24 protein-coding genes are annotated in these 22,545 nt (G+C 64.2%); 3 read left to right on the forward strand and 21 right to left on the reverse strand.

The genetic code is table 11. The features are described 5' to 3' along the window. Nucleotides 1-9 precede the first annotated feature (9 nt). From IVB42_RS16400 to IVB42_RS16420, 5 genes are all read right to left on the reverse strand, one after another. Nucleotides 10-351, reverse strand: a complete 342-nt coding sequence (locus IVB42_RS16400) for an integration host factor subunit alpha (RefSeq protein WP_018456841.1) — start codon at nucleotides 349-351, stop codon at nucleotides 10-12. A gap of 133 nt (nucleotides 352-484) precedes the next feature. Beyond that, complete coding sequence (locus IVB42_RS16405; protein ID WP_026233249.1) at nucleotides 485-1,465, reverse strand: beta-ketoacyl-ACP synthase III; 981 nt, start codon at nucleotides 1,463-1,465, stop codon at nucleotides 485-487. Continuing rightward, complete coding sequence (plsX, locus tag IVB42_RS16410; RefSeq protein ID WP_247397072.1) at nucleotides 1,462-2,523, reverse strand: phosphate acyltransferase PlsX; 1,062 nt, start codon at nucleotides 2,521-2,523, stop codon at nucleotides 1,462-1,464. Before plsX ends, IVB42_RS16405 begins: the two co-directional genes overlap by 4 nt. 297 nt (nucleotides 2,524-2,820) lie before the next feature. Further along, nucleotides 2,821-3,384, reverse strand: coding sequence for a DUF177 domain-containing protein (locus IVB42_RS16415; protein ID WP_247397069.1), 564 nt, complete (start codon nucleotides 3,382-3,384; stop codon nucleotides 2,821-2,823). After that, entirely contained in the window at nucleotides 3,381-3,932 is a 552-nt protein-coding gene (locus tag IVB42_RS16420) for a ubiquinol-cytochrome C chaperone family protein (protein WP_026233251.1), read from the reverse strand. Before IVB42_RS16420 ends, IVB42_RS16415 begins: the two co-directional genes overlap by 4 nt. A 98-nt stretch (nucleotides 3,933-4,030) precedes the next feature. Here IVB42_RS16420 and bamE point away from each other — a divergent pair, with 98 nt between their 5' ends. Next, a complete protein-coding gene (bamE, locus tag IVB42_RS16425) occupies nucleotides 4,031-4,516 on the forward strand; it encodes an outer membrane protein assembly factor BamE (RefSeq protein WP_018456846.1) in 486 nt (161 codons plus the stop codon). 85 nt (nucleotides 4,517-4,601) lie between these two features. Then, the gene (locus IVB42_RS16430) at nucleotides 4,602-5,603 is read left to right on the forward strand and encodes a tripartite tricarboxylate transporter substrate binding protein (protein WP_026233252.1); all 1,002 of its coding nucleotides are present in this window, start codon (nucleotides 4,602-4,604) and stop codon (nucleotides 5,601-5,603) included. Between the two features lie 78 nt (nucleotides 5,604-5,681). Here IVB42_RS16430 and IVB42_RS16435 read toward each other — a convergent pair whose 3' ends face one another. The 16 genes from IVB42_RS16435 to IVB42_RS16510 form a co-directional block, all read right to left on the reverse strand. Then, nucleotides 5,682-5,954 (reverse strand): acyl carrier protein, encoded by a 273-nt coding sequence (locus IVB42_RS16435; protein WP_007603436.1) that lies wholly within the window; start codon nucleotides 5,952-5,954, stop codon nucleotides 5,682-5,684. After that, nucleotides 5,951-7,429 carry a hypothetical protein gene (locus tag IVB42_RS16440; protein ID WP_026233253.1) on the reverse strand — a complete coding sequence of 493 codons (1,479 nt, stop codon included), beginning with the start codon at nucleotides 7,427-7,429 and terminating at the stop codon, nucleotides 5,951-5,953. Before IVB42_RS16440 ends, IVB42_RS16435 begins: the two co-directional genes overlap by 4 nt. Nucleotides 7,430-7,464: 35 nt before the next feature. Then, the gene (locus tag IVB42_RS16445) at nucleotides 7,465-9,015 is read right to left on the reverse strand and encodes an amino acid adenylation domain-containing protein (RefSeq protein WP_018456849.1); all 1,551 of its coding nucleotides are present in this window, start codon (nucleotides 9,013-9,015) and stop codon (nucleotides 7,465-7,467) included. Further along, nucleotides 9,012-9,920, reverse strand: coding sequence for a class I SAM-dependent methyltransferase (locus IVB42_RS16450; RefSeq protein WP_245288454.1), 909 nt, complete (start codon nucleotides 9,918-9,920; stop codon nucleotides 9,012-9,014). The genes IVB42_RS16445 and IVB42_RS16450 overlap by 4 nt, the downstream gene beginning before the upstream one ends. A gap of 650 nt (nucleotides 9,921-10,570) precedes the next feature. Continuing rightward, nucleotides 10,571-12,691, reverse strand: coding sequence for a sodium-translocating pyrophosphatase (locus tag IVB42_RS16455; protein ID WP_026233254.1), 2,121 nt, complete (start codon nucleotides 12,689-12,691; stop codon nucleotides 10,571-10,573). A 235-nt stretch (nucleotides 12,692-12,926) separates the two neighbouring features. Then, complete coding sequence (thiL, locus tag IVB42_RS16460; RefSeq protein ID WP_026233255.1) at nucleotides 12,927-13,925, reverse strand: thiamine-phosphate kinase; 999 nt, start codon at nucleotides 13,923-13,925, stop codon at nucleotides 12,927-12,929. 176 nt (nucleotides 13,926-14,101) lie between these two features. Beyond that, nucleotides 14,102-14,599 (reverse strand): transcription antitermination factor NusB, encoded by a 498-nt coding sequence (gene nusB, locus IVB42_RS16465; protein WP_007611091.1) that lies wholly within the window; start codon nucleotides 14,597-14,599, stop codon nucleotides 14,102-14,104. Between the two features lie 2 nt (nucleotides 14,600-14,601). Next, nucleotides 14,602-15,093, reverse strand: coding sequence for a 6,7-dimethyl-8-ribityllumazine synthase (gene ribH / locus IVB42_RS16470; protein ID WP_018456854.1), 492 nt, complete (start codon nucleotides 15,091-15,093; stop codon nucleotides 14,602-14,604). Nucleotides 15,094-15,165: 72 nt separating this feature from the next. Next, complete coding sequence (locus IVB42_RS16475) at nucleotides 15,166-15,789, reverse strand: riboflavin synthase (RefSeq protein ID WP_018456855.1); 624 nt, start codon at nucleotides 15,787-15,789, stop codon at nucleotides 15,166-15,168. Beyond that, nucleotides 15,789-16,937 carry a bifunctional diaminohydroxyphosphoribosylaminopyrimidine deaminase/5-amino-6-(5-phosphoribosylamino)uracil reductase RibD gene (gene ribD, locus IVB42_RS16480; protein WP_018456856.1) on the reverse strand — a complete coding sequence of 383 codons (1,149 nt, stop codon included), beginning with the start codon at nucleotides 16,935-16,937 and terminating at the stop codon, nucleotides 15,789-15,791. The genes IVB42_RS16475 and ribD overlap by 1 nt, the downstream gene beginning before the upstream one ends. Continuing rightward, nucleotides 16,934-17,416: a transcriptional regulator NrdR gene (gene nrdR / locus IVB42_RS16485; protein ID WP_007603426.1), complete on the reverse strand. Its 483-nt coding sequence runs from the start codon at nucleotides 17,414-17,416 to the stop codon at nucleotides 16,934-16,936. The genes ribD and nrdR overlap by 4 nt, the downstream gene beginning before the upstream one ends. 29 nt (nucleotides 17,417-17,445) lie before the next feature. Beyond that, nucleotides 17,446-18,744 carry a serine hydroxymethyltransferase gene (gene glyA, locus IVB42_RS16490; protein ID WP_247470566.1) on the reverse strand — a complete coding sequence of 433 codons (1,299 nt, stop codon included), beginning with the start codon at nucleotides 18,742-18,744 and terminating at the stop codon, nucleotides 17,446-17,448. A 247-nt stretch (nucleotides 18,745-18,991) separates the two neighbouring features. Continuing rightward, nucleotides 18,992-19,213, reverse strand: coding sequence for a hypothetical protein (locus tag IVB42_RS16495; protein ID WP_018456859.1), 222 nt, complete (start codon nucleotides 19,211-19,213; stop codon nucleotides 18,992-18,994). Nucleotides 19,214-19,250: 37 nt separating this feature from the next. Next, complete coding sequence (locus IVB42_RS16500; RefSeq protein WP_026233256.1) at nucleotides 19,251-19,487, reverse strand: hypothetical protein; 237 nt, start codon at nucleotides 19,485-19,487, stop codon at nucleotides 19,251-19,253. 203 nt (nucleotides 19,488-19,690) lie between these two features. Beyond that, complete coding sequence (locus IVB42_RS16505; protein ID WP_018456861.1) at nucleotides 19,691-20,209, reverse strand: MarR family winged helix-turn-helix transcriptional regulator; 519 nt, start codon at nucleotides 20,207-20,209, stop codon at nucleotides 19,691-19,693. Between the two features lie 406 nt (nucleotides 20,210-20,615). Next, nucleotides 20,616-21,113, reverse strand: coding sequence for a DUF6163 family protein (locus IVB42_RS16510; protein ID WP_007611119.1), 498 nt, complete (start codon nucleotides 21,111-21,113; stop codon nucleotides 20,616-20,618). Between the two features lie 122 nt (nucleotides 21,114-21,235). On the opposite strand from IVB42_RS16510, the gene hemB reads away from it, so the two are divergent. After that, the gene (gene hemB, locus IVB42_RS16515; RefSeq protein ID WP_018456862.1) at nucleotides 21,236-22,297 is read left to right on the forward strand and encodes a porphobilinogen synthase; all 1,062 of its coding nucleotides are present in this window, start codon (nucleotides 21,236-21,238) and stop codon (nucleotides 22,295-22,297) included. The last annotated feature ends 248 nt before the right edge of the window (nucleotides 22,298-22,545 follow it).

Consider the following 22,545-nt stretch of genomic DNA (forward strand, 5'->3'; position numbering starts at 1 on the left):
GAGGGCGGATTACGCCTCGGGTTGCGCCTTGCTGGCGTCGCCATTGGTGCGGTGCTGGGCGTTGATCCGCTGCTTCAGGATCGCCGACGGCTTGAACACCATGACCCGGCGCGGCGAGATCGGCACCTCGGTGCCGGTCTTCGGGTTGCGACCGATGCGCTGACCCTTCTTGCGGACCATGAAGGAGCCGAACGAGGACAGCTTCACCGTCTCGCCCTTCTCAAGGCAATCGGTGATCTCCTTCAGCACGAGTTCCACGAAGGCAGACGATTCCGTGCGCGACAGCCCCACCTTCTGGTAGACGGCTTCGCACAGATCGACACGCGTTACGGTTTTACTTTGATCGGTCATCGCCCTGCCCCACATCACGGCGAACAATTGTTGTCTGAAATTATGAGCTTACGATACAGCGGTCAACAGCGCTCATCAATGCAGGCGCATCGATAATCCGCGCTGATTCGGGCAAAATTTTACCGAGTGTGGCTTACCAGCGCACCAGCGCGGAGCCCCAGGTGAAGCCGCCGCCCATGGCTTCGAGCAGAACCAGGTCGCCGCGCTTGATGCGGCCGTCCTTGCGCGCCACCGACAGCGCCAGCGGGATCGAGGCCGCCGAGGTGTTGCCGTGAAGGTCCACCGTCAGCACCACCTTCTCCGGCGCGATATGGAGCTTGTGCGCGGACGCGTCGATGATTCGCTTGTTGGCCTGGTGCGGCACGAACCAGTCGATGCTGTCGGCATTGAGCCCGGTCGCCTTGAAGGCGTCGACGATCACGTCGGTGATCATGCCGACCGCGTGCTTGAAGACCTCGCGGCCCTCCATGCGAAGATGGCCGACAGTCTGGGTCGAGGACGGGCCGCCGTCGACGAACAGCTTCGCCTTGTGACGGCCGTCGGAGCGCAGATGCGTGGTCACGATCCCGCGGTCGGTCGCGGCATTGCCCGGCTGCTCCTGCGCCTCCAGCACCACCGCACCGGCACCGTCGCCGAACAGCACGCAGGTGCCGCGATCGGTCCAGTCGAGGATGCGCGAGAAGGTTTCCGCGCCGATCACCAGCGCGCGCTTGAAGGCGCCGGTGCGCAGGAAATTATCGGCGGTGGCGAGCCCGAACACGAAGCCCGAGCACACCGCCTGAAGGTCGAAGGCCGCGCCATGGTTGATGCCGAGCCCGTGCTGCACGGCGACCGCGCTCGCGGGGAAGGTGTTGTCAGGCGTCGAGGTCGCGAGCACGATCAGGTCGATCGACTGCGCGTCCACGCCGGCGTCCGCGAGCGCAGCCTGCGCCGCCTTCAGCGCCAGATGCGAGGTGAACTCGCCCTCGGCCGCGATATGCCGCTCGCGAATGCCGGTGCGTTGCACGATCCACTCGTCGGACGTGTCAATGCGCGCCGCCAATTGGGCGTTGGTCACCACCTGCTCCGGCAAATAAGAGCCGCAGCCCAGCACGACCGAACGAATTTGAGTCACGAAACAGCCTCCTGCGCGGCCTGCACGGAACTGAGTGCACCACCTTCGCGATTGAGCATCTGATTGATCTTGTTGAGGAGATCGAATTTGACCATCTCATAGCCAACATCGATCGCATAGGCAAAGCCTTCGGCAGCGATTCCGCCATGGCTCTTGACCACGATCCCGTTCAACCCCAGCAACACGCCGCCGTTGGATTTGTTCGGATCCATCTTGTTGCGCAGGGCCTGGAAGGCGTTGCGCGCAAAGAGATAGCCGAGCTTTGACAGCCAGCCCCGCTTCATCTCGTCCCGGAGCAATTCCGCCATCTGCCGCGCGGTTCCCTCCGCGGCCTTCAGCGCGATGTTGCCGCTGTAGCCCTCGGTGACGATGACATCCGCCACCCCCTTGCCGATGCCGTCGCCCTCCACGAACCCGAGATAGTCGAGCTCGGGCAGGTTCCTGGCGCGCAGGATTTCGCCGGCCTCGCGAATCTCCTCATGCCCCTTGATCTCCTCGACCCCGATATTGAGCAGGCCGACCGTGGGACGCTTTTTGTTGAACAACACGCTGGCCATCGCCGCGCCCATGATGGCGAGCGACACCAGATGATGCGTATCGCCGCCGATGCTGGCGCCGAGGTCGAGGACGACGGAATCGCCGCGCCTGGTCGGCCACATGCCGGCAATGGCCGGACGGTCGATGCCCGGCAGCGTGCGCAGGTGGAAGCGCGACATCGCCATCAGCGCCCCGGTATTCCCGGCGGAGACCGCAACATCCGCCTCGCCCTTTTTCACCGCATCGATGGCAAGCCACATGGACGAGGTCCTGCGGCCGCGCCGCAGCGCCTGGCTCGGCTTTTCCTCGCCGCTGACCGCGACATCGGTGTGGATGATCTTCGAGGCCGCCTTCAGCGCGGGGTGGCGGTCGAGCTCGGGTTCGACCTTGGCGCGGTCCCCGATCAGCAGGAATTCGATCTCGCGATGCCTTTGGAGCGAGATGGCGGCGCCTGGGATGACCACCGCGGCGCCGGCGTCGCCCCCCATGGCGTCAAGCGCGATGCGAACCTTGCTTGGCATAAAAGTCCTGGAAACCTGGGTCTGGTGCGGTCTTGAACGAGCGGGGCCGCAAATGGGTTCGCCACGAACATGGCGGTCGGTCAAGCGCCACGCCGCACCCGGACCGGGGCGCGACAATAGCGTTTTGTTATCCCGAAACAACCTCTTGCCCCCAGCCTTTTGCATTCGGGAGCATCGGGCTGCGGACGGACTAATTCACAAGAAGTACATCAAAATCAAACGGATAATCGAGCTTTTCAAACCACCGCCGCAAACATCTCGCCCCGTCCCGAAGCGGTCCTCTGGAGAAGGTGGCACCTATTTGTCTTTCTTCCCGTCCTGAAGTGCCTTCAGGACCGCAAAGGGGTGGTCCTCCGGATCGGGGGCGATAACCTCGGGCTCAAACACGACCCCCGGCTTGCGCGGATAGGGATCGACCGCCAGGAACAGGGCATCGGTGGCAAGCCTCCCAAGGTCGATGATGCCATTGACGATCGCCTCCGGCGGGTCGGCGACCTGCTCCCGATCGTCGTGCCCCTCCTCCATCAGGTCGGCCAGGCGGCGGACCTCGGCCTCGGGGGCGAATATCAGGTCCACCTCCTCGTCGATGTCGCTCTCCATCGGGTCAAGCGTGACCCCACAGGTCTGGCCGATCCGGGCGCGAACGTGCCCCGTGACCTGGATCCGGTTGCCGCTTTTCGGCACGACATCGAAATCGGCCTGGACCGAGATAACCTCGCGCAAGCCTGCCGTCTCAGCCATGGCCTGCCGCTCGGCGGCCGAGGCCTCGAGCTTGCGATGCAGGCCGGTATCCGGGATCTGTGCAACGATGACGGGCACCCGCCAGGGATCGGGCCCGGATGCTGGTATCGGTCGGGTCATGGCGTCACATCCTCAGGAAGCGCTGGAGGAAACTTGAAGGACGCACCCAGCAGTGCGGCCTCGCCGGTCTGGGCGAGGTTGGCCTCGGCCGCCCTGGCATAGGCTGCGAGCTGCTGCGCCTGGTCCATGCCGGCCCCATTCAAGATATTCTTGCAGATCGCGGATGCCAGCGCCTCGCCGCCGCCTTCCATGGCCTGATCGTAGGCCTGGACCCGGCCGTAAAACGCCTCGCCGAAGGCCCGCATCCGCTTCGGCACGGTCTGGTCGCCTATCCCCATCTCGCGCAGATTGTCGTCCATGTCCTCGCAGAAACGGTCGAACAGCGCCTGCGACAGCTCGGTGGCGCTCTGGACCGTGCGCAGGCGGCGCAGCAGCAGCCAGAGGTGCAGCAGCAACAGATCGAAACGCCCGTTAACGGTATCCGGCACGCCCAAGTCGCGGTAAAACATGGGTTCTCGCGCCTGCGTCACGATCATGCCATAGATGGCTTCAATGGTGCCCGGCGAGGCTAGGCGGGGTTTCCTGAAGTGATTGAACGGCCAAAGCATTGTGGTTTCCGCAAGCGGGCGCGCCCGTGTTGCATTCAGAGCCTCCGCCCGGTACTTCAGCGCCTCGCGCGACGCAAGGGGACGGAATCAGTTCCGCTATGACGATAACGAACCAGACCAGCCTGCGTGCAGACAAGCCGCGCGGCCTTCATGCACGTTGGCGCGGCTTGCGCCTTTTCGCGGCCGCGGCCCTGGTTGGCGCCGCGCTTGCGGGCTGCACCGGCGAGCAGTTCCAGAAGGGTTACATCCTGCCGCCCGGCGCACTGGAGCAGATCCCGATCGGTGCGAGCCAGGACCAGGTGCTGATCGTGATGGGCACCCCCTCCACCGTCGCAACCCTCGACGGCGAGGTGTTCTATTACATCTCCCAGCGCTCCGAGCGCATTGTCGCCTTCATGAACCAGAGGGTGGTCGACCAGCGCGTCATCGCGGTCTATTTCGACAAGAACCGGCGTGTGCGCCGGCTTGCGAATTACGGTCTCCAGGACGGCAAGATCTTCGATTTCATCAGCCGGACGACGCCGACCTCGGGCCAGGAGATGAGCTACCTCACGCCGATCTTCAAGCTGCTCAGCTTTAACTGAGCCTTCAGCCTGCGGCTTCGTGCGGCTTGCCGTTGCGCATACGCTTCCATACGCTCCTGCAAAATAAGATGCAGGGAGTGGATTCGTGCCCAATCAATTGCTGTCCCGCCGTCGCGTGCTCACTGGCGCTGCCGCTATCTCGGCCGCAGCGATCCTGCCGCGATCGAGCCTGGCGGACTGGAAGCCGACCGAAAACGTCCGCCTCGTCGTGCCGGCTGCCGCCGGCGGTTCGACCGACGTGATGGGTCGGCTTCTGGCGGCGCATCTGCAGGCCGCCTGGGGCCAATCGGCCGTGGTGGAAAACCGGTCCGGCGGCGGCGGTACGATCGGCACGGCCGAGGTGGTCCGCGCCAAGCCGGACGGCCACACCATCCTGATCGGCAATCCCGGCCCGAACGCGATCGCCTACAGCATTTTCAAGAACCTCACCTACAAGCCGGACCAGCTCCAGCCGGTCTCCAACATGATCCGGATCCCGAACATCGTCTCGGCGCATCCCAAGACCGGCATCAAGTCGATCGCCGAGCTGGTCGCCTATCTCAAGGCCAATCCGGACAAGCTCAGCTACGCCTCCTCCGGCGTCGGCCAGAGCCCTCACCTCACCGGCGCCTGGTTCCTGCAGCTCACCGGGCTGAAGATGACGCACATCCCGTTCCGCGGCGCCGGTCCCGCGCTCCAGGCGGCGCTCGCCGGCGACATCCAGATCCTGTTCGACAACCTCTATCCGAGCCTGCCGCAGGTACAGAACGGCACCCTCACCGGCCTCTGCGTCACCACGACGGAGCGCAGCGACCTCGCGCCGAACCTGCCGACCATGCGCGAGAGCGCGCCGGAGCTTGCGGCTTTCGACGTCTCGTCGTGGTTCTCGGTGTTCCTGCCGAAGGGTGTGCAGCCCGCCGTTCTCGAAGCGCTCAACCTTCAAGTGAAGGCGATGCTCGAGCGCGACGACATCAAGAAGAACATCCTGGCCATGGGGGCCCGCGCCGACTACGGCACGCCCGACCAGTTTGCCGCCTTCGTGGACGCCGAGACGAAGAAGTTCGCCGGCATCATCCAGAAGGAAGGGCTGCAGATGGACGTGCAGTAGCTTTCGCATCCGCGGACGCGGCCCAACATGCAGCGCCGGGCCGCGCTTTCGCGTTGAGTGCGTGGCGACCCTCGGTTGCTATGCAAGCTCGGCCGACGGCTGTCCCACCAAAGCGGCAATCGCCGAAATCGAGTCCAGGCGCGTCAAATCGAAGCCGATGTCGGAGAAGTTGATCCCGTGGTCGGTCTCAATGCTCATGATCAGCTCGACCGCGTCGAGCGAATCGAGGCGGCCGCTGGTGAACAGCAGATCATCGTCACCAAGCGGCGCGCTGTCGCCCTTCATCAGCAGCCGCTGCACGATGTAGCGTCGCATCTGCGATCTGACTTCAGGGCCGGCTTTCGTGGTCATGTCGAGACTCCCAGGAGATAGAACAGGAATTCGGCGCGTTGCCCGAGCGAATGCTCGCGGTCGAGCGGCGCATCGAAGACGTGAATGAGACAAAAGAAGCTCGACACCCACAGGCAAGGCAGCAAGCGGCCACGCAGCCATCCTCGCGGCGCCAGTTGCGGGGCGCGGCGCATCTGCGAGAGCCCGACACTGATGGCCAGGACAAACGTGTAGAACGCGTGCGATTGCTGACCGACCACCGCCCGCCAAAGGCCCATTTCGCCGACGAAATGAATATCGCGGATGAAGTGAAACAGCAGGTTGCCGACACAGGCCGCGGCAAAGGTGGCGAAGAACATGCGAAGCCGGCGATGGCCGCGGAGGCAGCGAACAAAGGTGGGGTAGAAGAAATGGTCGACGAGCAGTTCTTTGTAATAGAAATAGTAGCGATTCCAGAATTCCGCCAGCGTCGTTGACTCCAGAGGCCGGTAGGTGTTGCGCAGCAGGCGAAAGCCGGCAAGTCGCGCCGTGGCGATGATGACGCCGCCGAACACGGTCATGCTCAGCAAGTCCTCGACGAAGAAGCTGACGAGGCTCGCCCATCCGACGAAACGCGGCCAGGGATGGCGCGCGAGATATTGCAGCAGGTTGTCGTCGAACATTGGAAGCTGCAAACGTCCGTGGACGATCTCGACGAGACAGACTCTGACGATGGCGAGCACAAGGATCCAGACCGCAAGCTTGACGCCCTTGAGCTGCGTCACTGCAAGCTCCTCGGGTGTCTTGGCCTCGAAGCGGTCGAGATAAGACAGCCCCTTCCCGAACGGCGTCAGCGACGATCCCCAGAAGGGGTGGAAAACGCTCAGGTGCCGCCACACCGGAGATCGCTTCCTGCCCGCATCGGCCAAACCATAGGCAAGAAACCACAAATAGGGCTGGAACGTCATCAGAAACGACCACAGCAGAACACGCGGCAGGCCGGCCATCATCGTGGCCTGCGTCAGCGCGACGAGTGCCAGGAACGCCAGCAACAGGCTGAGCGTCGGGCGGCGGAAGACCACCGTCCCTGGCCCCTGCATGATCAGCAGGCCCGCGAACAGCGCAAACACGACGACCAGCATGACCGCTTCCAGCAGCGGCTGATGGATCCGGTCGCCGACGCCTTCGTCGATCGTCAGCCGTTCGAGAAAACCGCGGTCGATCAGGAAGCCGCTGCGATAGAGCAGCAACAAGGTTGCGAGCAAGATCAGGACGCGCCGGTACCGGCCGGCATAGGCGCACACCAGCGCGAGTCCCGCCGCTGAAAAATCGATACCTATCTGCCGAAACAAAACCGCGAGCAGTCCGACCGCGCAGCAGAGCAGCACGCGGCCACCGATGTCCTGGACCCCCGCCACGAGCCTCGGGTCCCGATCGATCTTGGGGATCAACCGCCACGACGGCTTCGCAAGAGGACCCGATGGCGCGTAGCCGTAGGGCTGGCTTTCAACACTCATCGGACAACGCGCGCGATCACTACGAGCTGTTGCATCTACGAGGCCCTTGCAACAGCTTCGCCGAGCAGTGACGCTACCGAGCGCCGGTCCGCCTTGCCATTGGCATTGACGGGAATGTCTTCCATCCAGATGAACCGGCCCGGCACCATGTAGGCGGGAAGGTGCGCAGTGCAGTGCTGGCGCAGATCGCTTTCCGCCATTCTTGCACCCGAATACGCGGCCAGCAGCCGACTGGCGCCACTGGCGTCGTGCTGCACCACGGCGAGCGCACGGGTTATTCCCCTGCACGCCATCAGCGCGTGGTCGATCTCCTCCAGCTCGACCCGATACCCCCGAAGCTTGACCTGATTATCCGCGCGACCGCGGAAACGCAGGACGCCGGTTTCAAGGTCGGCCTCCACGAGGTCGCCGCTCCGATAGAGGATCGACCGATAGCCGTCGATCAGAGGGTCCTGACAGAAACGGCGGGCGGTCTCTTCCGGGTTGTTGATGTAGCCGAGCCCTACCCCAGGGCCTCCCAGCCACAACTCGCCGGCAGTGCCCGCAAGCGCCGGCTTCATCTCTTCGTCCAGGATCCGGTAGCTGAAATTGGGATTGAGTCGCCCCAGCGGGGCCAACCCGTCCTTGGACTCAAAAACGGATTCGACGATCTCGAAACCGCTGCAAATGCAGCTCGTCTCGGTCGGGCCGTAGCAATTGATCAGCTTCGCCTTGCCGGCAAACGCGTCGTGGAACCGACGAAGCCGGGCCAGCGGAAACCCCTCACCGCCGAACATGAATCGGCTGACGCTCGGCAGCCAATCCGGGCTCAGAAGGTGCATGGAGTCCAGGAACATGAAGAGGGTCGGCACGGCGAAGAAGAACGTGCACTGATGCTTGGTGATCTCCGACACCAGCTCTGCGGGGGGCCGCCCCTTCTGCGCGTCCAGCGCGACAACCGCCGCTCCGTTCAGGAAGCCGGCATAGATGTCGAAGACCGAATTGTCGAAATAGATCGGGTTGACATTCGTCAGCCGGTCACCGGGTCCAATTCCAAGATCGCTCTTCGCCCAGGCGATCAGGTGAAGCACCCCTTGATGGGGGATGACCACGCCCTTCGGTTCGCCCGTCGATCCCGAGGTGAACATGACATAGGCCGGATCGGCCCCGGTGATCAGGGATGTCAGCGGCAGATTGTCGTCTTCAAGCTGCGACAGGGCATGATGCAAGGCAGCCCGGGCAATTGCATCGCCGATCAATGTCCGCGGCCCAGCTCCCTCGCGCACGCTGACGATCAGCGCGGGCCGGCATCGCTCCAGCATCAGCCGGGCACGTTCCTCGGGGGCCGCAGGATCGAGGAAGGCATAGGGTGCTCCGATCTTGATGCAGGCGATCGCGAGCGCATAGGCCTCGGCGATTTTCGGCAATTCAAGGCACACGACGGCGCCCTTGTTGACGCCACGCGATGTCAACCAGCGCGCCAACCGGTTTGCCAATCGGTTGAGCTCCGAAAAGGCAAAGCTGTCGCCTTCGCACAACAGGGCGACGGCGTCCGGCGAGGACGCAACGGTCTCTTCGAAACGCAGCGCCAGATTATGGGCGGTCATACCGACGCCTCGATCAATTCATTGTCGCCGGGATTGCCCGGCGCGTTCGACGAGGCCTGCACGATCTCGGCAAAATCTCGCTGGTTGAGCGCGATCACGGCCGCGGGCAATTTCGCGTCCGGAAACTGGGCCTGCAACACGTCCCCGAGCTCCATGCCGAGATGCTGAAGGAACGCGGCGGCCATCGGATCGGTCGCCAGCGGCCTGCCCTCACTTTCCCCTTGCTTCATGTCCGGCACGAGGCTGCTGTTCTCGCTGTCAGCTGAAGCAGCTTCGCGATCGACACGCAGCACCACGTCGTAGCGATAGCGGGTCAGTTCGTAGCTTGATCCGCGCTTGAGCAGGATTTCCGCACCCGATATCCGCCGGATGGATCCGGAAATACCCTGAAAGTAGCGGGGGTCGATCACCAACTCGCGCTCCTGGGCGATCGACAGGAAGATCTTTCGCGCGAGCGCGGCATCCGTGGCTCCCGAAACTTTCGCGGATTGAACTTCGCGATGGAAGACCGGCAGGAGCTCGAGGTTACGAACGTCGCCGACGAAGATGTGCCCCCCAGGAGCCACCAGGCCTGCGGCTTGCTCCAAGACTAAGTGCAGGTATTCGATGCCGGGAAAGTATTGCACGACCGAATTTAGCACCACTGCATCGAACGAATTCAGCGGCAAGCCGCTCAAATCGGCGGCTTCCCGCTCTAGAAACTCGACATGCCGAAGCTCGGGCTTCGACTGCGCGAACGCACGCAGCCGCTGAACGGCCACCGGCGAGAGGTCGGTCCCGCAATATACGTCACAGCCGGGCGCGAGCTTTTCGACGAGCAAGCCGACGCCGCACCCGATCTCCAACAACCGCCTTGCGCCAAGAGCACGAATTTGCAGGATCGTATGATCGAGCCAATCGACCATATCGGGTTCGGGAATGGGCCTGTTGGTGAAGTTGCTGGTCCAACCGACGAATGACGGCACAACACCGTCGGCGTCATGGCGATATGCTTGATCGAAAGCGCGACGCCATTGCGCAACTCTGCGATCCGACTCGGCCTGGAGATGCTTCGCCTTGCCGGCGCTCAGATGATCGGGGTCAATTGCGACGAAAGCGACCTCGGACTGACCGCCGTGGCCAGGCTCGGCGCTGAGGAAAGCATCCGCCACGCCCGGATGCGCCATCAATGCCCGCTCAATCTCGTTCACAGGCCGTGCAGGCAACGGAACCTCCCTCTCGCGGCGGGCAGCGAACCCCTGAGCATGTCGAGAGCGCGCCGCGCGCGGAGCACCACACGCGTGCTGCGGAGCTCCCTAAGATGCCGCTGACAGTCTCTCGTATTTCTAGAACTCGGCCGGTTAAGCAACCCTAAATGTGCGCACGCGTAGGGTGCACATTTTCGGGCGGCTTACGCCCTCGGCATCGATGGATCGCTCTGATGACCGCATTGTTGCGTTCCGCGTCCCGCCGGGCGGGTTTCATGTTCAGATGATGCGCCGGCCTCCGGCAGCACACACGCAAAGAAAGACCCCGCAGGCCTGCGCCGCGGGGTCTTCGTTCAGCAACGTCTACCTCAGTGCGCGAGGACTGCCAGCAGCAGCAACGCCACGATGTTGGTGATCTTGATCATCGGGTTCACCGCCGGGCCGGCCGTGTCCTTGTAGGGATCGCCGACGGTGTCGCCGGTCACGGCCGCCTTGTGGGCGTCACTGCCCTTGCCGCCGAAATGACCGTCTTCGATGTACTTCTTGGCGTTGTCCCAGGCGCCCCCGCCCGAGGTCATCGAGATCGCGACGAACAGGCCCGTCACGATCACGCCGAGCAGCATCGCGCCCACCGCCGAGAACGCCGCCGACTTGCCGGCCGCCCCGCCCCCCGCGATCGCATAGATCACGAAGTAGACGAAGATCGGTGACAGCACCGGAAGCAGCGAGGGGATGATCATTTCCTTGATCGCCGCTTTGGTCAGAAGGTCGACCGCCTTGCCGTAATCCGGCTTGTCGGTGCCTTGCATAATGCCCGGCTTCTCGCGGAATTGTCGGCGGACCTCCTCGACGATCGCGCTCGCCGCGCGGCCCACGGCGGTCATGCCCATCGCGCCGAACAGATACGGCAAGAGACCGCCGAACAACAGGCCTACCACGACGTAGGGATTGTTGAGCGAGAAGTCCGGTTTGACGCCGGCGAAGTAGGCGTGGTGCGCGGAGTCCGCAATGAAGAACTTGAGATCCTCGTTGTAGGCCGCGAACAGCACCAGGGCGCCGAGACCGGCGGAGCCGATCGCGTAGCCCTTGGTCACCGCCTTGGTGGTGTTGCCGACTGCATCGAGCGCGTCGGTCGACTTGCGAACCTCCTTCGGCAGGCCCGCCATCTCGGCAATACCGCCGGCGTTGTCGGTCACCGGACCGAACGCGTCGAGCGCGACGACCATGCCGGCGAGCGCCAGCATCGTGGCGGTCGCGATCGCGATGCCGAACAGGCCGGCGAGGCTGTGGGTGACCAGGATGCCGGCGATGATGACGATCGCGGGCAGCGCGGTCGCTTCCATCGAGATGGCGAGGCCCTGGATCACGTTGGTGCCGTGGCCGGTCACCGAGGCCTGGGCGATCGACTTCACCGGACGATAGTCGGTGCCGGTGTAGTATTCGGTGATCCAGATGATCAGCGCGGTGACGGCAAGGCCGACCACGCCGCACTCGAACAGCGCCATGCCGGTATAGTCGACGCCGGCGAGCTTGCCGAAGCCGATCAAGTAATGGATCACACCGGCGATGCCGACCAGCGAGAGGACGCCGGTTGCGATCAGACCCTTGTAAAGCGCGCCCATGATCGACTGGCTCGGCCCGAGCTTCACGAAGAAGGTGCCGATAATCGAGGTGATGATGCAGATGCCGCCGATGGCGAGCGGCAACGTCATCATGTCGGCGAGGATCGGCGTCTTGGCGAAGAAGATCGCCGCCAGGACCATGGTGGCGACCGCGGTCACCGCATAGGTTTCGAACAGGTCGGCGGCCATGCCGGCGCAGTCGCCGACATTGTCGCCCACGTTGTCGGCGATGGTGGCCGGGTTGCGCGGATCGTCCTCGGGGATGCCGGCCTCGACCTTGCCGACGAGGTCGCCGCCGACGTCCGCACCCTTGGTGAAGATGCCGCCGCCGAGACGAGCGAAGATCGAGATCAGCGAGGCGCCGAAGCCGAGCGCCACCATGGCGTCGATGACGACGCGGCTGTCAGGCGCAAGCTTCAGCGAATGGACCAGGAAGCCGAAATAGAGGGTCACGCCAAGCAGCGCGAGACCCGCCACCAGCATGCCGGTGATGGCGCCCGCCTTGAAGGCGAGCTCGAGACCACCTGCGAGCGACGTGGTCGCCGCCTGGGCGGTGCGCACATTGGCGCGGACCGAGACGTTCATGCCGATGAAGCCGGCCGCCCCCGACAGGATCGCGCCGATGGCAAAACCGATCGCGACGTAGAGTCCCAGGAAATAGGCAAGCAGCACGAAGATGACGATGCCGACCATCCCGATCGTGGTGTATTGACGCCGCAGGTAGGCCTGGGCGCCTTCGCGCACCGCTGCCGCGATTTCCTGCATGCGCGGAGACCCCGCATCCGCGCTCAACACCGAAGACGTCGCCCAGATCGCGTAGACGACGGAAAGCACTCCGCAGAGCACAATCAACCATAATGCTGTCATGTGATTTTTTGCCTCAGATCCTTGATGAACGTACCCCCGGCGCCTTTTGTTTTCCGTCGTGCGGTGCGGCGCCTTGATTTTGAAGAAGGCCGCTCCTTGCCCGAAGGCGCGGCCTTAGTCGGTCACGACCTTGCCAAAATCAAATTGAGGGTGCAACGCCAGATAAGGCCGAAAAGCCGATCTCGGCAGGTATTTAGCCTGTCTTGGCAGCCGGGACGCCGGTTTGGAGCAATTCCTAGAAGTGGCTGTAGGAGAGCCGCTTCAAGACCAGCTCCTGGCCCTGCCCGTCCAGGAAGCGCGGCCGCTCATGGCCCGCGACGATCGTGCCGATGGCCGTGACGGCAAGGCCTGCCGCACGCCCCAAGGCAATCAGCGCGTTGGCTTGCGCTGGCGGAGCGGTGCACAGCACCTCGTAATCGTCCCCTCCGGCCAGCAGCGTCTCGACGGAAACGACCTTGCCTGCGATCAGGCCGGCGGCAGCGGCCGAGAGCGGCACGCTCGTCACGTCGATCGTGGCCGAGACGCCTGATGCCGCACAGAGCTTGGTCAGATCTCCAGCAAGGCCGTCGGAGACATCCATCGCAGCCGTCGCATGGTCACGCACGGACTGCGCGAGAGCATTGCGCGGCTGCGGCACGCGATAGCGCGAGATCAGCGTCTCGCGCGCGTGCGGATCGGAGGCCAGCGCATTCGCGACCGCGCCGCCCTTGAGCACGTCAAGGCCAAGCGCGGCGTCGCCGATCGTCCCCGTCACCAGGATACGGTCGCCCGGTTGGGCGCCGGTGCGGCCGACCATCCGCCCCTGCGGCACGCGGCCAAAGGCGGTAATCGAGATCATTTGCGGCCCCGGCGTCGACACCGTGTCGCCGCCGAGCAGCGGACAGACGAAGGTTTTCGCATCCTCGCCGAGCGCGTCCGCGAACGGCCTGAGCCAAGCGTCTTCCTTGCTGCGCAGCGCCAATGTCAGCACGAAGCCGGCCGGCACGGCCCCCTTGGCGGCGAGATCGGACAGGTTCACCCGCAGCGCCTTGCGCGCGATGGTATCGGGCGGATCGGTGGCAAGATAATGCACGCCCTCGACCACCGCGTCGGTGGTGACGACGATGTCGCTGCCGAGCGCCTGCAGGATGGCGGCATCGTCCACCAGCCCCAAGGCGCCGGGATCAGTCGCCAGCGGCTTGAAATAGCGCGCGATGAGGGAGTCTTCGGCGGAGGGATTGTGCGGGTTTGTCATCAGCGTCAGCCACACACTTCGCTGTCATCGCCGGGCTTGACCGGGCGATCCAGTATTCCAGAGACGATCGTGTGACATCGATAGGCCGCGGCGTACTGGATCACCCGCCTTCGCGGGTGATGACGGCGGAATATGGGGCAGCCACATCGCATCAATTCACCGCCCTGCGCCTCAATTCACCCCCGCCCGAACTCGTCACCGCGAAACTGGCGGCCGATCTGGTCGAGCACCGCGTTGACCATGCCGGTCTCCTCGCGGTCGACGAAGGCATTGGCGACGTCGACATATTCGGACACGACGACGCGGCCCGGCACGTCCTTGCGGTGTTCCAATTCGTAGGCCCCTGCCCGCAGCACCGCGCGCAGGATCGCTTCGATGCGCTTCAATGGCCAGCCCTTCGACAGCGCCTCGTCGATCAGCGGATCGAGTTTCTTCTGGTCGCGCACGACGCCGGAGACGACGTCGCGGAAGAACGCCGCTTCCGCCGGGAGATATGTGTCGCCCTCGACCTCGTTGCCGAGCCAGTGGCTCTCGAACTCCGCAAAAATGTCGTTGATGCCGGCACCGCCGATATCCATCTGGTACAGCGCCTGTACGGCTGCGAGCCGCGCCGCACCGCGCCGGTTCGCCTTCTTCTCCGTGCCGGCCGGCGGCTTCTTGTTGTTATCGGCCATGATCAAGCCCGCGCCAGCCGGCGCTTTATGCGCAGCATCGCAATCGCGGCCCGCGCGGCATCGCCGCCCTTGTTCAGCTCGCTGGCGCGCGCCCGCGCCCAGGCCTGCGCCTCGGTGTTGACGGTGAGGATGCCGTTGCCGAGCGGCAGCTTTCGCGCCACCGCCAGGTCCATCAGCGCGCGCGAGGATTCCTGCGAGACGATCTCGAAATGGATGGTGTCGCCACGGATCACGCAGCCGAGCGCGATCGCGGCATCATAGGGCTTGCCATTGGTCGCCGCGGCGTCAACCGCGATGGCGATCGCCGCAGGAATCTCCAGTGCACCGGGAACCGTGATGACGTCGTGGGTCAGACCGGCCGCCTTCAGCTCGGCCACCGCGCCTTCGAGCATCGCGTCCTGGAGATCGTCATAGAACCGCGCCTCGACGATCAGCGCGCGTGCGCCGGAAACGTCGGTCTGGTCCTTCAGGGGTGCGCGCCGCGCGTCTGCCATCGTCAAATCCGTTCCACAGGGGTTGGCGCTATGTAGTCGCCACCAGCGGGTAAGCCAAGTTTAAAGACGCCGTCACTTCATTTCCGTCAGCCGCGCCGCGTAGCGGGCCATCAGATCGACCTCGATATTGACCTCATCTCCCGCCTTCCAGCCGCCGATCGTCGTGACCGTCAGGGTGTGCGGGATGATCAGCACCGAAAAGGTCACGTCCTTCACCGTATTAACCGTCAGCGAGACGCCGTCGAGCGTGATCGAGCCCTTGGTCGCGATGAACCGCGCCAGCTCCCGCGTCGTGGAGAGCTCGAACCGCGCCATGTCGGGCAGGTCCTCGCGGCTGACGAGGGTCGCGATGCCATCGGCATGGCCGGCGACGATATGCCCGCCAAGCTCGTCGCCGATCTTGAGCGCACGCTCGAGATTGAGCCTGGTGCCGACCCTCCAATGCTTTGCGGTCGTCAGCGCCAACGTCTCGGCCGCGGCATCGACGTCGAACCAGGTCCTTTGAGCAGAGTCCTTGCCGCCTTCGACGCCGGAAGCAACCACCGTCAGGCAGACGCCGTTGCAGGCGATCGAGGCGCCGTCCGCAATGGTGGTCTGCTCGTAGCGGCAGGCGATGCGCAGCCGGTGCAACTGGCCCTGCGCCGTCGGCGTGAAGCCGACGATCTCGCCGATATCGGTGACAATGCCGGTGAACATCACGCGCGCTCGTAGATGGTGAGAGTATCCTGATCGAAGGTCTCGCTAGCATGAACCTTGTAGGCCTGCGACTGCGTGATTTTCGACAGGGGCAATGCAGCGAGCGCATCCACCCCGTCGGCGCCCACCGCTTCCGCGCCGTGGAACAGCCAGATCTCGTCAACGAGGTCCGCGGCGGCGAAGGACGCCGCGACGCGGCTGCCGCCCTCGACCATCAGCCGCGTGATGCCCTTGCCGGCCAATGCATGCAGCACGGCCGCAAGATCGAGTCCCGAGGCATTGCCGGGCGGCACGCGGATCACCTGCGCACCGGCCGCACCGAGCCGCGTGGCGGCCGCGGCCTCCGCGAGTTCAGAACCCACCACCCATAGCGGAATCTCGCGCGCGGAGCCCACGAGCCTGCTTGCGCCGGGAATACGCAGATTCTGGTCGAGCACCACCCGCACCGGCGAGCGCACCGCCATGCCCGGCAGGCGGCAGTCGAGCTGCGGATCGTCCGCCAGCACGGTGCCGATGCCGACTAGGATGGCGTCGCTTTGCGCGCGGAGGAGATGCACCCGGTTGCGCGCCGCCTCGCCGGTGATCGCGACCGGCTTGCCGCCGGCCGCGCCGATCTTGCCGTCGGGCGAGACCGCGAGCTTCAGGATCACATGCGGGCGGCGATCCCTGATGCGACGGAAATGCCCGGCGTGATCGAAGGCGGCTTCGCGCGCGCACAGACCCACATCCACCATGATGCCGGCGGCGCGCAGGCGTGCGTGGCCCTGACCGGCGACTTCCGGATTGGGATCCTCGATCGCGGCCACCACGCGTTTGATGCCGGCGGCGATCACGGCGTCCGCGCACGGTGGCGACTTGCCGAAATGCGAGCACGGCTCCAGCGTGACGTAGAGCGTGGCGCCTCGCGCGGCCTCGCCTGCGCGCCGCAGCGCTTCAGGCTCGCCATGCGGCCGTCCGCCAGGTTGGGTCCAACCGCGGCCGACGATCACGCCGTCCTTGACGATGACGGCGCCGACGGCGGGATTGGGCCAGGTACTTCCCTGCCCGCGCCGGCCGAGCGCCAGCGCAAGCTCCATGAAGCGCCGGTCGGCATCCCTGGACTCGCGCGCCTTCTGCGCGAATTGATCCTCCAGGATGCGGAAGATCATTTGCGGATCGCGGCGAGCCGCGCTTCCTCCTCGCCGGAGAGCTCGCCGAGCACGTCGGCGAAATCCTTGGCCTCGCGGAAATTGCGGTAGACCGAGGCGAAGCGGACATAGGCGACGTCGTCGAGCGTGCGCAGATGCTCCATCACGGTCTCGCCGATCACCTCCGAGGAGATTTCAGCCTCGCCCCCGGTCTCGAGCTCGCGCACGATGGTGGAGACCATCTTCTCCACCCGTTCCGGCTCGACCTGCCGCTTGCGCAAGCTGATCGACACCGAGCGCATCAGCTTGTCGCGGTCGAACGGCACGCGGCGGCCGTTGCGCTTGATCACCGTGAGCTCGCGCAGCTGCACGCGCTCGAAGGTGGTGAAGCGGAAATTGCAGGCGACGCACACGCGCCGCCTGCGTATCACGGAAGAGTCCTCGGTCGGACGCGAGTCCTTCACCTGCGTATCGAGACTGTTGCAGTTCGGGCAGCGCATCCGTTGACCTTGACCGGTTTTCTTGAGCCTTACTGATAGATCGGGAAACGGTCGGTGAGCACCTTGACCCGTTCCTTGATCGCGGCTTCCACCAGCGGCGCCTTGCCGTCGTCGGACTGCGCGATCGCGTTGAGGACTTCGGCGATCATGCCGCCGACCTGCTGGAATTCAGCGACACCAAAGCCGCGCGTGGTCGCAGCCGGCGTGCCCAGACGAATACCGGAGGTGACGAACGGTGACTCGGGATCGAACGGAATGCCGTTCTTGTTGCAAGTGATGGCGGCGCGAACCAGCGCCTTCTCCGAGGCGTTGCCCTTCAGGCCCTTCGGCCGGAGGTCAACCAGCATCAGATGATTATCGGTGCCGCCCGAGACAATGTCGAACCCGTGGCCCTTCATCGCCTCCGCCAGAGCCTTGGCGTTCTCGACGACGTTCTTGGCATAGACCTTGAAGTCCGGCCGCAGCGCCTCGGCGAAGGCGACCGCCTTGGCCGCGATGACATGCATCAGGGGGCCGCCCTGCAGGCCCGGGAAGATCGCCGAGTTGAATTTCTTGGTCAGCGCCTCATCATTCCACAGCATCAGGCCGCCACGCGGACCGCGCAGCGACTTGTGGGTCGTGGTGGTGGTGATGTGCGCGTGAGGCACGGGCGAGGCATGCACGCCGCCGGCGACGAGACCGGCGAAGTGCGCCATGTCGACCAGGAGATACGCGCCGACGCTGTCCGCGATCTCGCGGAAGCGCTTGAAGTCCCAGGCGCGCGAATAAGCCGAGCCGCCGGCCACGATCAGCTTCGGCTTGACCTCCTCGGCCTGCTTGGCGACCGAGTCCATGTCGATGATCTGGTCCTCGCGGCGCACGGTGTAGTGCGCGGCCTTGAACCACTTGCCGCTCATGTTGACCGGGGAGCCGTGGGTGAGATGGCCGCCGGCCGCGAGATCGAGGCCCATGAAGGTGTCGCCGGGCTGAAGCAGCGCCAGAAACACCGCCTGGTTCATCTGGCTGCCGGAGTTCGGCTGCACGTTGGCGAAGTTGGCGCCGAACAGCTTCTTGGCACGATCGATCGCGAGGTTCTCGGCGACGTCGACCCACTCACAACCGCCGTAGTAGCGCGCGCCCGGATAGCCTTCCGCGTATTTGTTGGTCATCACCGAACCCTGCGCTTCCAGCACGGCACGGCTGACGATGTTCTCGGAGGCGATTAGCTCGACCTCGTGGCGCTGGCGGCCGAGCTCGCCCTTGATGGCGGCTGCGATTTCCGGGTCAGCCTGCTCGAGCGAGGCGGTGAAAAACGAATCGGGCGCGGAGGCGGTTTTGGCGAAGGTCATCTTGCGAATATCTCCACCGCCGCAGCCTTTTGGCGGGCTACGGGCGGGTCTGGTGTGGCGATCGGAAGCGGCGAGCGCGATCTACCACATCGCCCGCAACAGGCCAAGGGTTTGCGGGTCGGACCTGTGATTTATGCAAGATATGGTGGGATTGGAGGATTGGGACGACGGGGTGGTATCCGGCGTCCATGTCCAGGAAAGGTCCGCTTTGGACTCGAAAGGCCGCGCGGGTGCGAGCGGCCGGCCTCTACAGCCCGGTATACCCCGCCTTCACGGGATCCACGCTACCGTCGAGCTGCCGCAGATAGGTCAGGCCGCAAACCGTCAACCTGTGGGTGTCCTTCTCGCCGGCTTCCATCAAGGTGGTGATGTAGTTCGTGACCTTTTCCCGCGCCTCCGCGCTCGCCGCGGACGTGCGGTTGGCGAGCAAATCGTAGGTATGCATGATCCGGTCGATGGCAGCTTCCATGGCACCCTCTGGTTCTTGCCGCGTTTGGGACTTGAGATCAGGCAACCGCTTTGGCCTCGGACTGCGCCTCGAACCTGACAATGGCCTTGTTGGCCAGCCTGATCTTGTTGAATTCGCCGTGCTGGAGCAACTTGATGACGATCTCGAGCAGGCGCTCGTCGGTGACGAGGGTGTCCCGGATCGCGCCGGAGCGGCGAAGATAGTTCGCGGCGATGGCGTAGGCCTCGCTCACGAGTTCCACGTTCATCACCCCCACGCCACGCTCGACCAGCATCGTCAACCTCCGATCCGGAGGAGATAAGCATCGAACCGGGAACTCGTTCCCTGGTGTCGGGGATTTTTTCGCAACCGCGAAATGGAAAAACGCACCGGTCCGGACACACAGCCGGGCCGGCGCGCTCGGGGAAGCTCAGGCACGTTCGGGAGGCTTGCCGGTCTTGTTGCGGGCCGGCTTGGCCTTGTCCCGTCGAAAAGAACTCAGAGACGATACAGGATTTGGTCGGTCCAGAACCGCTCGAGGCGGTGCAGCGATTTGTTCAGGGTCGAGAACTCCTCGCCCGAGATGCCGCCGACCTGTTCGACCGTCTTGACGTGCTTCTGGTAGAGCGAGTCGACGATGCGGCGGATTTCCTGGCCCTGCGGCGTCAGGCGGATGCGCACCGAGCGGCGATCGACGCGCGAGCGCTGATGGTCGAGGAAGCCGAGTTCGACGAGCTTCTTCAGATTGTAGGAAACGTTGGAGCCGAGGTAATAACCGCGCGTGCGCAGTTCGCCCGCGGTCAGCTCCTTGTCGCCGATGTTGTAGAGCAGCAGCGCCTGCACCGAGTTGATGTCCGCACGGCCGCGGCGATCGAACTCGTCCTTGATGACGTCGAGCAGCCGGCGATGCAGCCGCTCCACCAGAGTCAAAGCTTCCAGATAGAGCGTCTGCACCGAACCCTGCTGGCCGGAGACGCGCTCTGCGGTATCTGCCGCAGTTGCGACGGCTTTCATCATGACACTTCCCCTGTTGTCGTTTTTATCGACACTCATTCGACGAAACTTGTGTCCCGTCTGATAGGTGCAACTTAAGGGGCTCGTTTGAAGATCGGCTTAAATAAGAGAATAAAGAGATCATGAATTTAAGACAGTGAATTGCGGATTAAGCCTGTCCCACAAGCACTTTTCGCAACAGTCTGTTGACTCTCGCAAGGTCCTGTTCACCCTCCGTCCGCCCCGATTGTCGCATTCCAGAACAGCCCCGCCCCGTTTCGAAACGGCCGCGTAAGAGCTGTGGCGGAACACGCTGGTTAGCGAAAACTTACGTCGAATTTTACGCAACCAACCGTCAACCAAGCGCGACAATCTCGTGTCCCGGACCAGCACAGCGAAGCCGAGCGCAGAGTCGGGGCAAGAGAGTTTGCTATGGCGGTCGTTCGCGTGCGGCCATCCAGGCGAGCGCGAGATAGGCCGCCAGCATGAAGGCTTCGACGCCGACCACGACCAGGCTGCCGCCGTAGATGCCCGGGAACATCAGCTCGATCACCGCCATCGACACCACGGTCGTCAGCCACACCACGGCGCCCCAAGGCGTCGCCAGCCACAGCCCGACCGCGGCAACGAGTTCGATCACGGCGAAGTAAATGGTCGAGGCCTGCCAGGCCATCGACTGGTTCTCGAAGGCCTCGTCCTCGCCGCCCACGAAGCCCGTCACCTGCGCCCAATGATAGAGGCCCTTGAGGATCGAGAGCAGCGCCATCACCCGCAGGAACAGCACGAGCCGGCGCGTCCAGACATTGTCGTCGGATTCAGCCCGCTCCGACGAGATCGCCGCCACCGACATGGCGCTGTCTCTGGCATTGTCTCGGACGGCATCCCTGGTGCTGTCGCGGGCCGCATCGCGGGTGGAGATCTCGGACATGCCCCCTTCTGGCTGCTTTGCCCCGCAAAATCAATCGGCTGCCATCTTTTGCGACAGGTCAACCCGCGGTGACGGGAACCATGCGAGCTGGTATAAGAATAATTCCAGCCGGAGGAAAAGTAATGGCGATCAAATACGGACGTCCGATCGAGTTGCGCGAGGTCTCGCGCCGGGATGGCACTGGGGCCTCCCCTGCCCTCGATCTGACCGTCCGCCCGCGCCGCAACCGCAAGGCCGAATGGGCCCGGCGCATGGTCCGCGAGAACGTGCTCACGACGGACGATCTGATCTGGCCGCTGTTTCTGATCGACGGCAACAACAAGCGCGAGCAGATCGCCTCGATGCCGGGTGTCGAGCGTCTCAGTGTCGACCAGGCCGTGCGCGACGCCGAGCGGGCGATGAAGCTCACCATCCCGTGCCTCGCGTTGTTTCCCTACACCGATCCGTCCCTGCGCGACGAGGAGGGCTCGGAAGCCACCAACCCGAACAATCTGGTCTGCCAGGCGGTGCGCGCGATCAAGAAGGAATTCCCGGAGATCGGCATTCTCTGCGACGTCGCGCTCGATCCCTTCACCAGCCACGGCCATGACGGCCTGATCTCCGACGGCAAGATCCTGAACGACGAGACGGTCGCTGTGCTCGTGCGTCAGGCCCTGGTGCAGGCCGAAGCCGGCTGCGACATCATCGCGCCCTCCGACATGATGGACGGCCGCGTTGCCGCGATCCGCGAGGGCCTGGATCGCACCGGCCTGCTCGACGTGCAGATCATGGCCTATGCCGCAAAATACGCCTCCGCCTTTTACGGCCCGTTCCGCGACGCCATCGGCTCGGCCAAGACGCTCACCGGTGACAAGCGCACTTACCAGATGGACAGCGCCAACACCGACGAGGCGCTCCGCGAGGTCGAGCTCGACATCGCCGAGGGCGCCGACATGGTGATGGTCAAGCCCGGCATGCCCTATCTCGACGTCGTCCGTCGCGTGAAGGACACGTTCGCGATGCCGACCTTCGCCTATCAGGTGTCCGGCGAATACGCGATGATCGCGGCCGCCGCCAACAACGGCTGGCTCGACGGCGACCGCGCCATGATGGAGAGCCTGCTCGCCTTCAAGCGCGCCGGCGCCGACGGTGTGCTGAGTTATTTCGCACCGAAGGCGGCGGAGAAGCTGCGGACGCAGGGGTAGGCCCCAAGGTCGTCCCGGCGAAGGCCGAGCGCCCCTGTCTCTAATCGTCGTCCTGGCGAAAGCCAGGACCCATACCGGGTGATCTAGCGAGAGCACGCGGTATCGATACCGGCGAACGTACTAACTTCCAGTTTTCGCCAAGCTTATCCCTGGGGTAATGGGTCCCCTGAGTTCACAAACGAAGTGCAACACTTCCATCTGGAGGTGTTGCCATGGGGCGGACTTACAAACAGCTCTCCCTTGACGAT

Source organism: Bradyrhizobium sp. 45, assembly GCF_023073155.1.
GTDB classification, from domain to species: Bacteria; Pseudomonadota; Alphaproteobacteria; order Rhizobiales; family Xanthobacteraceae; genus Bradyrhizobium; species Bradyrhizobium canariense_D.